We start from the raw sequence: 9239 nt of genomic DNA on the forward strand, positions 1-9239 counted from the left end.
GAACGAGTCAAGGGGTCAGGGAGAGTTGAATAGGTCGCGTATCGCTGCTGCCAGATCCTTGTTGCTTTTGGCTCGGATGGCGTCCGTCGATGCACGGTCTGCTCCGTTCCACTTGTAGCTCCATGTGACATTCATATCCTCGGTGAGCCCCATGCACTTATTGGCGCAAGGTTCACGTTCGGTATACAGGCGGGTAATTTTTCTATTACCAGCCTTCTGTATGAGCTCCTCCTCGGCGTGCATTGCGGCGCTAGATCTTCCTATGACGATCTCCCCATCGTCGAGGAGCGCGGCTCCATAGTTGCCCCCACGCTTCTTGTCGATCAATCTCTGGAGTTGAACCGACATGCTCAGGTCAGTGGAGCCATAGGCCACCTTCCCTCTGATCGCTTGAGCGCCCGCAAGGGGGGGTGTCTTAGCAAACTTCCCCTTTCCAGCCCACCCTAGTGCGCCACCAGGTCCGACACTGACCGCACCTGTCAACGTGCACGAACTCGACGGGCTTGGATGACAGCCATTTCGCAGTTTGGCCCACGTCTCGTCCCAATCCCCACTCAGAGCGGAGACGAGCGGACCGTCGGGCTTGGGTGGCAGCAGACCGCGCAGGAAGCGCAGGAAGTTCAGGGCAGGATCGTCTATTTGAGTATTGAAGGGACCCGGCGAGGGAGGCGCCCCGGGGCTGGGTGAAGGGGTCGGCTCATCGTCGCCGTTGTGGGTGCCTCTCGCGCTATCGCCGCCGTCGGGCTTGGGCTGCGGTGGGCGGCCGCCGTCTACGTACCTGAATCCGGGATTGCAGTCGTCGCACCACGTACCAGTGGGGTCGCTGGACGTGACAGGGGTGTTGTTTGCGTAGGCGTAGCCGTTCAGGGACTGGTGCTGGTCGAGGGCCAGGACCGGGTCGACGCTGATGAACTGGCCGATGGACGGGTCGTATTCGCGGGCGCCGATGTGGGTGAGGCCCGTGGTCGCGTCGGCCGGTTTGCCGAGGAAGGCCTTGTCGTCCGGCCAGGACTTCGGGGTGGTGCCCCGGGGGGAGCCGAACGGGGTGGTGTAGCGCTTGGTCACCGCGAAGGTGGTGGCATCGATAGCGAGGCTGGAGGTGCCGTGGTGGTCGCCGGCGAGGAGGGTCAATTGGGTGTCGGTGTTGCCCTTGGTGCCGGTGCGCAGGGCTATGGTCTGGCCCGCCGCCGTGTAGTAGCGGGTACCGGTGAGGGTCTTGGTCGTGCCCTTCGTGGTGAGGCGGACCTCGTTGCCTCCGGGGAGGTAGAGGACCGTGTCGCCGTCGCCCGTCGTGTTGCGGCGGATGAGGAGCTCGCCACTCGCGTCGTAGAGGTAGCTGGTGCCGGTGGCCGGCTTGCTGCCCGCTGCGGGTTCCTTAGTGGAGGTGAGGTCGCCCTCGCTGTTCCAGGTCAGTGTCTGCGTCGCCTGGGCGCCGGGGCGCTTGGTGGTGTTGCCGGAACTGTCGTAGGAGTAGGCCGCCGCCCTCGCGCCCGAGGTCGAGGCCAGCGGGTGGGGCTGGCCGTCGGTGGTGCCGTAGGTGTACGTGGTGGTCTTGTCGCCCGATGACGCGTGCACCGTCTCGGTCTTGCGCTGCCCCGAGTCCGTGTACGTGTAGCTGCTCCAGTAGGGCGCCGCCCCGGAGAGGTTGGCCGTGGTGCGGCCGTCCGCACCGCAGTTGCGGAGCTTGGGGGTCCAAGCCTCGGTCAGGCGGCGGTGGCCGTCGTACCGGAAGCACTGGTAGTCGGGCTTCGTGGTGTCGCCCAGGGTGGCGGTGTCGAAGATCGAGGTGACGTTGCCGGCATCGTCCTGGTTGATCTTGAGATCTTGCAGCGTGTAGCTGTGGAGGCTGTCGGTGACGTAGGAGCGGGTGAGCCGCCGGGTTCCCTGTTCGTAGTCGAAGCTGAGGAACGCCTGGTTGTTGGAGCCCTGGCCGGTAGTGAGCTGGCGCAGATCACCGAGCTCGGAGTAGACAGCCCCCTGGAGGTAGAGGGCCTTGCCCTGCGACTTGAGCTGCTGGCCGGTCGCGTTGTAGGTGTTTCCGACGGTCTCGGCAGGCAGCCCGGCCACGGCTGGGTTGCTCGTCTGACCGATGGTGCCGTTGAGGTTGTAGTCAGTGGAGAAGGAGAGCGTCTGCGGGACCCCGGCGGCGACGAGGGTGTCGCTCGCGGGCAGGATCAGCTGGCTTCCGGTTGGCTGGTAAAGCGCGTCGTAGCTCGTGACCTTCTGGGTATAGGCCTTGCTGGTTGTCTGGCCGACGCCGTTCTCATAGCGGACGGCGGTGTCCTGCTGCCCCTTGGCCAGGGCGTCGAAGGTCCACCCTGCGAGCTTGGTGGCATCGGTCTTGGTGCCGTCCCACAAACCCGTCTTGCGGCCGAGGACGTCGTACTCGGAGAGGAGTGTCTTGCCGCGGGCATCCGTGCCGCTGATGACCTGGTCGAGCTCGTTGTACGTCGTCGTGGACGTGCCCTTGTCGGGATCGTCGGAGCTGACCGCACGACCGAACAGGTCGTACGTGTAGGACCACTTGGCCTCGTCCGGGCCTTCGACGGACTTCTGCTGGGCGGCCGGCGTGTATGTGTAGTCGGTGGCCGTGTAGCTGCCGGTCGGTTCGGTGCTGCCGTACTCGCGGCGCTGGGTCACCTGACCGCGCGCGTTGGTGACCTGGGCCGTGGCCTGGCCGCCGGCCGGTGCGGTGGTGGTCACCGTGTCGCCGGTGTAGGTGGTGTCAACGGTCCACTGGAGGACGCCCTTGATCTTGGTTTCCGCCTTGATGGCGCGGGCGGCGCCGTCGTAGGTGGTGTCGACCTGCATCGGGGCTTGAGCGCCGTTGGTCGCGACGAGGGCGCCGGTCGGGCCGCTCTGCTGGTCCCAGACATCGGACTGGGCGGAAACGGCGAGTCCGCGCTCGTCGTAGAGGGTTTCGCCGATCAGCCGCCCGCCGATCGGCGAGGGTGTCTGGACCTGTCGCGGGCGCAGCAGAGAGTCGTAGATCTCGTAGGTGGTGTTGTAGCCGCTGGCGTCACCCTTGATGGAGCTGGTGGAGACCCAGGAGGGCGCGGCAGCGGTGACGCTGTAGGCGTAGACGTAGTTCGGGTCTTGTCGCAGATCCTTGGAGCGGTTGGGCAGCCAGACCTTGGTGACGCGGCCGAGGCTGTCGTATTCGCTCTGGCTGATCTTGTTGTTGGGATCCTTCACCTTGGTCACTGCGCCGGTGGCGAAGTCCAGTGATGTGGTGGTGATGTGCTGCTTGGCGTTCTCGACGGTGGTGCCGGTGAGCGGACCGCTCGCTTCGGGGACGTAGGTCGTCTTCGATGTGAGGGTGTCGTTGGTGTCCTTGACGGTCAGCGGGCGACCGAGGATGTCATAGGTGGTGGTGGCGAGCTTTTGCCAGACCGGGTTGTTCGCGGAGGTGTAACTCTTCACTCGACCCGTCCACTGCGCCTCGCCCTTGGTCGGGGTCTGCGTTGAGGACCAGACCGTGGAATCGAAGGCGGTCGCGGTGTCGGAGACGATGTCGCCCGGGCGTGTGGAGTCGGCGGGCAGATCGAGCGCGTCATCGCTGACGGCACAGGGCTTTGCGGTCACCCGGGTGCGGGAGACGAGGTTGTTGATGCCGAGTGCGTCGTTGCGGGCGTACCAGATTCGGGTACAGGTCTCGTCGCCAGTGACGGCGTTGTCGCCCGTGTCCTCGACGGTGGCGGCCATGCCGCGTTCGTCGTAGGTGGTGACGGCGGAGCGGACCCGGTCGACCGAGGTGCCGCTGGTGGTGATGTTGGTGCGGGTGTGGCTGGCGCCGGTGCGGACGTAGTAGGACTCGGTGTCGGCGTACGACTTGTGCTGGGTGGCGGTGCGCTTGGACCAGGGGTCGTTGACGGTGCCCCCGACTTCCTGGGAGCCGTTGTAGGTCACGGTCTCGCGGGTGAAGCCGGCGTACTGGTCGGCGTCCGTGATCGCGGGAGCCTTGATACCCGTGACCGTTTCCGCCTTGCGCGCGTCCTTGTCCGGGGTCTTGCCGTCGCTGCCCAGGACGCGGTCGCCGTTCATGCCCTGCATGTAGACGGTGACGGTCTTGGACTGCGTCCTGTCGGCGAATCCGGTGAGGTGGGTGACCTTGCCGAAGCCGCGCCAGCCGGACCAGGTGCGCTCCTTCTCCTTGACCAGCGGATCGTCGTTGTAGTGCCACGCCGGGCCCGCGTAGGTGTAGGTGTGCTCGACCGCCTCGGATCCACCCTCAGGGTCGTGGGTGGCCACCTTCATGACGGGGTACTTGTGGAACCAGTCGAGGCTCGGGTCCTTTTCACCGTTCGGGGACCAGTACACCGGGTAGCAGCGACGGGTGTTGGTGTCGGGCTTGGGCATGGTCTGACCGGCGAGACAGTCGGCTGCCATGTAGGTGACGATGGTCTCCGCGCCGGTTTCCGATGTGATGGTGCGCAGGCGTGGCCTCTCGAGGGAGAGGATGTCGTCGGTGGCGCCGTCGACCCTGTTGGGCCGGAACTCGTGGCTGAACTTGACGGGGTCAAGGGTGAGGTCGGTGCCGCGCTTGCCCGTGTGGAGTATTTCGGAGAGCCACAGGGACTGGTCGGTGGAGTCACCGGTGTCGCCGGGGTCGAGATAGACCTGCTTGAGGGCCCAGGAGTCGACGGACTCGTAGCCGGGGGGTGCCGCGGCGGCGTTCCAGGCCTGGGTGGAGATGCCGGTCATGCGCTTGCGGGTGTAGAAGGTGGGGCCGACGTTGCCGGTGCACTTCTGGTCCGCCTTGCATTCGGCGTCGAAGGGGACGTCGGGCCAGTTGTCGCGGGTGGTGTCGGTGAGGGAGCCACAGTCGCCGGTGATGCATCGTTCGGCGTAACCGAAGACGACCTTGTTCGATGCGGCGGGGGTGGCGGAGAAGAGAGCGCCGGCCCGCTGGCCGTAGCGGATTTCGTTGAGGTAGCCGCCGCGGGTGTAGGCGGTGCCGTTGTTGTCGTCGCCGAGCATGTCGTAGTGGTTGGTCTCGGCGGTGTACCAGTACGACATGGCATTGGCGTGGGTGTCCTCGACGTAGTCGAGGTTCCAGCGCCATGCCTGCTTCTTGTTCCGGCCGGCGAGGGTGGAGCCGTCCGCGTAACCGGGCTCGCCGGCATCATCGCCGTAGACCGGTGTGGTCCACACGGAGTTGGTGCGTTGTGATGCGCTGGCTCCTTCGAGCTTGTTCAGTCCGAAGACGTACTTGGTGCCGTCGCCGGTGGTGACGGTCCAGTGCTCGCCGTTGTCGTCCCCGTTGTCGGCTCCGGTCGCGACGGTCACGGTGGATGCGTCGTCGTTCGCCAGACGCCATTTGCCCGTGCTGTCGTCCTTGACGAGCTCGGAGGCTTTGCCGTTGAGGACGAGGGAGGCGTTGTCGTACTTCCAGCACAGGTCGTGCTTGTCGGCTTGGCCGTCGTCGTCGCACGAGCCGTACTTGCGCTCGACGTAGGAGGAGGTGATGTCGAAGCCTTCGCCGATCACCGTCGTCTGGTTGTTCGTGGACGCGGTGCGGCCGTCCACGCTCCCGGAGTCGTAGGCGATCTTCAGGTCAGGTTTCGGCCCTGCGGCGGACGGGGGTACGCGCAGCGGGTAGGACCAGGTGAAGGTGCCGGACGATCCGCCGGCCTCCCAGGTGGAGGACGAGGCGAGCGGGGTTGCCTTGTAGTCACCGCCGCCCGACTTGGTGCCGGCAGCGAGTGCCAGGACCATGGTCTGTCCGCTGGGCCGGGGCGCGGCGAAGCGTGCCGTGGCGCCTGCGGAGGTGGTGAATGTCAGCTTGGTGTTGAGGCTCTGCTTCTTGCGGTTGTTGGTGTGCTCGAGAGGGCTGCGGGTGCGGCATTTCGCTGAGGCGGCAGAGGTCAGGGCGCAGTCGGGCAGGCGCAGCACCTGCAGGCGGCCTGCCCAGTCGCCGCCGTAGGCGGAGGCGAAGGCACCGTAGTCGATTCCCAGGTCCGCCTGTCCGCCGGCACGAGGGCCGGTGACGGTCAGAACGACGCCCTTGACCCCGAGCTCGGCCGCACGTTTCTGATCGAGGACGTTCACCGTGACCGAATCGGCCCGCTGGGGCGTCTTCTTGCCCTTGTCGGGCTTGGGCCCGGTGATGGTGATCGGAAGTGCTCCCGGGGCTGCCTGCGTCGTACCGGCGGCGGGGAGTGTGAGGGTCGCGGTACCCGTGGTGGGCCAGGTGACCTTGCGGTTCTGGTCGGTCTCGGCACGTGCGGTATCCGCACGACGGGCGGCTGCCGTCTCGGCCCTGACTGCCTTGGCCTTCTTGTTCACCTCGGCGGTGAAAGGGGACACATCGGCGGACTGCGGCTTGGTGATCTCCGGCTTGCCGAGCGGATCGACCGTGGCGGCGAACGCCACAGGAGCCAGTAGACCGGGGATCATGGACAGGGCAGCGACCGTGCTGATTGAGGCCGCGGGCCATCTGCGGCGGCGGTGCGCGCCGGCCGCCGGTCGGAACCGGTTCATTGTCTCTTTCGCTTTCGCTGAGCCGCCCATGGGGCGCCATACGCTGAGGCGCCGACGCCGGCACCTTGATCGGACGTTTGTGAAAGGGAGTGCCGCCCGGCGGCGCTGGCCGCCGGGCGTACGTGCTATTCGGGTCCGGGCTCGCCGTTGACCTTGGAGCTGACCTGGTCCCAGGTCATCGCTCCGGCCCACACCCGCATCTCCTGAACGGCGCCCGGTAGGTGGTTGCCCTGACGCCCACCGGCCGGGCCACGACCAGCGGCGATCTCCCCCTTGCCTTGCTGCGCCGTGGTGAAGGCCGCATCGGTCCCAGGAGGTTGCTTGACCGCGCCAACGAACAGACTGGTCCTGCCGAAGCCCGAATCCGTTTCTGCGGTGGCGTCAAAGACGCCGGTGACCTGCACCCACGTGTCGGTGCTGGCTGGCTCTTTCGAGGGAACCGAACTGGTGGCGAGCACCGCGCCGGTGGAGTCCGTTGCGGTGCGGCCGAAGCGCCAGAGGTAGCCGTCCGCGGAGACTTTCTCCGCCCACAGGGCCCACGACGATTCCTTGCCATCCGGTGTGGCCTGCCCGAAGACGTGCGCCTTGGCACCGATCGGCAAGGCCGAGAACTTCGCGCCGTCCAGTCTGACGCTGGCCGTCACCGTGAAGGAGCCCGTCTCGTCGATGACCGGTCCGGTGGCCGACGCGTAGCCGGTCTCCCCGTCGAACCGCAGCTCTCCCAGCTGCGTGTCCGACACCGTGCCGCTGCCCGAAAGTGTCATGTCAGGCGCATACGGGGTGGGATCGGCGATCTTGCCTCCCGCGGCAGCTGCGGCGTCCCAGTAGGCGACCAGTTCGGTTGCCGGGTTTCCGGCGTCGTCCTGAAGCTGGTGCTCGGTGCGGATGTCGTCCCGGGTCAGTGCTCGCTGCCACACCGCGAGCTCATCGATACCGCCGAGAAAGTACTCGCCCGCCTTGGACGCGCCTACGGTCATGCCCGCCGAGGATGTCCACGGCGTGTAGGAGGGGTTTGCCACTGCCAGCGTCACCGGTGTGCCTTGCGGTCGGCCGTTGACGAAGAGCTGGATGGTGTCGTTGCTCTTGTCAGTGTCGCTCTTGGTGTCGAAAACACCGGTCAGGTGTGTCCACACGTTCAGTGGCGGAGCGGAAGCCTCTGCGAGCGCGCTGACGTAGGCAGGGGCGGTCGAGTCAGCGACAGCCTTGTTGAACACCCACTTCTTCGCCGAAGCCGAGTAGAACAGGTTGAACGCGGCCGAGGAAGCGCTGCCCGGCGCAGAGGCCACCACCCGGGTCTTCGATCCGTCCTTGAGAAGTACCCAGCCAGAGACGGTGAAAGAGTCCTTGGTGTTGATGGGTGGCTCAGTCGTCGAGGCGTACCCGATCTGCTCGGCCGGATCGGTCACGGCTGCAACAGTCCCGCGGCAACCGCCACGGCGATCAACCCGCATGTTCTGTGGCGCACACGACGCCACCCCCCGCCCCTCACAAAAACCCACCCCAGGTCTTACAAATGCTTTACATCGAACGCTCAAATATGAGCAGGCACTCGCGATACGTCAAGTGATCGCGATCACGTATGGCCGCAAAGGATGCAGCTCAGAGGTGAAGTGCCTGGATCTCGTACCAGCGGGCGGCGGGCAATATGACGAAGAGGAGTCCGAGGCCTCGGCCGGCGCCAATTGACTTCCAGTGGCTGGTGCAGGCCAGGCCTAGATCCGCCTGAAATGGTCGATATTGCGGTCGGCCGCGCACCTTGAGATGTCGAGCAGTGAGTGAAATGCCGCAGGGTCAGGTTTGTGCGCCAGCAGGCGGCGACCAATGGGACTCGGTCCTCCAGTAGGAGCCCGCCAGGCCTGCCCATGGGACCCGGTCGGCCCCCTCGCGCATGCGGTGATCAGCGTGTCGAACTGCTGCGGTTCGGGACCTTGGGCGAGCGGCATCTGTGGAGGAACCCGCGCACCTGACGAGGCTGACGCTGGCCGCAGCCATGGCTACGGGACAGCCCTTGAACGTGTTGGGTGTGTCATGCCGGGTGTGGTTCGCGTGTTGGGGAGCATGGACAAGCCGACCGGCATCCGGCGGAGCGCAAGCAGTGGTGATCCGTCCGCACCGACGCGGCGACGTGTGCCACTCGCGTCTGTCACGGCTCTGTACCAGGCCGCCGTCGGGGGCGGCAGCGGAAACCGCAGGTCGGAGGGGTCGCTTGGGCTGTGCTTTACCCCATTGACAGGCCGCGCACAGAGCAGGCCTAAGAACGGCCTAAGTGGGGTTGGTGGAGTGCCCGTGTCAGGGTCCTCTTCGACTTGTGGAGCTGTGTCTCATGAAGCGTGCACGTCTCGTACCCGCCGTCGCCCTGCTGGCGCTGTCCCCGCTGGTGCTGACCGCCTGCGGCTCGGACGACTCCTCGTCCACGAAGAGCGGCACCTCGTCGTCGTCCCCGGGCAGTGGTGCCTCGGGCAACCAGAGCAACCAGAGCTGTCAGCCGCCGTCGGGGATGCCGTCCGGTATGCCTTCGGGGATGCCGACCGCGGTTCCCAGCGGCGCCCCCACCGACATGCCCTCCGGGATGCCGACCGGCGCCCCGCCGTCGGGCATGCCGAGCGGTGCTCCCTCGGGTATGCCCCCCGGCGGCCCCGGCGGAGGCTGTGGCGTCCCGGGCGGCGGACAGCCCGGACAGGGCCAGCAGGGACAGGGCCAGCAGGGCTGAGCCTCGGTCGCCCTGCGCCAGCGCGTGGACGGGGGTCGCCACACCG

The 9239-nt window shown here is 66.5% G+C and carries 3 protein-coding genes and 1 pseudogene; 1 reads left to right on the forward strand and 3 read right to left on the reverse strand.

What is annotated here, in order from left to right:
- Positions 1-15: 15 nt before the first annotated feature.
- The 3 genes and pseudogenes from ACFV6V_RS26190 to ACFV6V_RS26200 all read right to left on the reverse strand — a co-directional run.
- Entirely contained in the window at positions 16-6483 is a 6468-nt protein-coding gene (locus tag ACFV6V_RS26190; RefSeq protein WP_385569483.1) for an RHS repeat-associated core domain-containing protein, read from the reverse strand.
- Between the two features lie 125 nt (positions 6484-6608).
- The gene (locus tag ACFV6V_RS26195; RefSeq protein WP_385569486.1) at positions 6609-7889 is read right to left on the reverse strand and encodes a LamG domain-containing protein; all 1281 of its coding nucleotides are present in this window, start codon (positions 7887-7889) and stop codon (positions 6609-6611) included.
- Positions 7890-8210: 321 nt separating this feature from the next.
- A pseudogene (locus ACFV6V_RS26200) lies at positions 8211-8344 on the reverse strand (IS5/IS1182 family transposase); the annotation flags it as partial.
- A 462-nt stretch (positions 8345-8806) separates the two neighbouring features.
- On the opposite strand from ACFV6V_RS26200, the gene ACFV6V_RS26205 reads away from it, so the two are divergent.
- Positions 8807-9193 carry a hypothetical protein gene (locus ACFV6V_RS26205; RefSeq protein WP_385569488.1) on the forward strand — a complete coding sequence of 129 codons (387 nt, stop codon included), beginning with the start codon at positions 8807-8809 and terminating at the stop codon, positions 9191-9193.
- The last annotated feature ends 46 nt before the right edge of the window (positions 9194-9239 follow it).

It is taken from the genome of Streptomyces sp. NPDC059828 (assembly GCF_042731955.1).
In the GTDB taxonomy this organism is placed as follows: Bacteria; Actinomycetota; Actinomycetes; order Streptomycetales; family Streptomycetaceae; genus Streptomyces.

Excerpts from the sequence above, each read along its gene's own strand:
- ACFV6V_RS26190 (WP_385569483.1), bottom strand. The coding sequence starts at position 6,483 with ATGAACCGGTTCCGACCGGCGGCCGGCGCGCACCGCCGCCGCAGATGG.
- ACFV6V_RS26205 (WP_385569488.1), top strand. The coding sequence starts at position 8,807 with ATGAAGCGTGCACGTCTCGTACCCGCCGTCGCCCTGCTGGCGCTGTCC.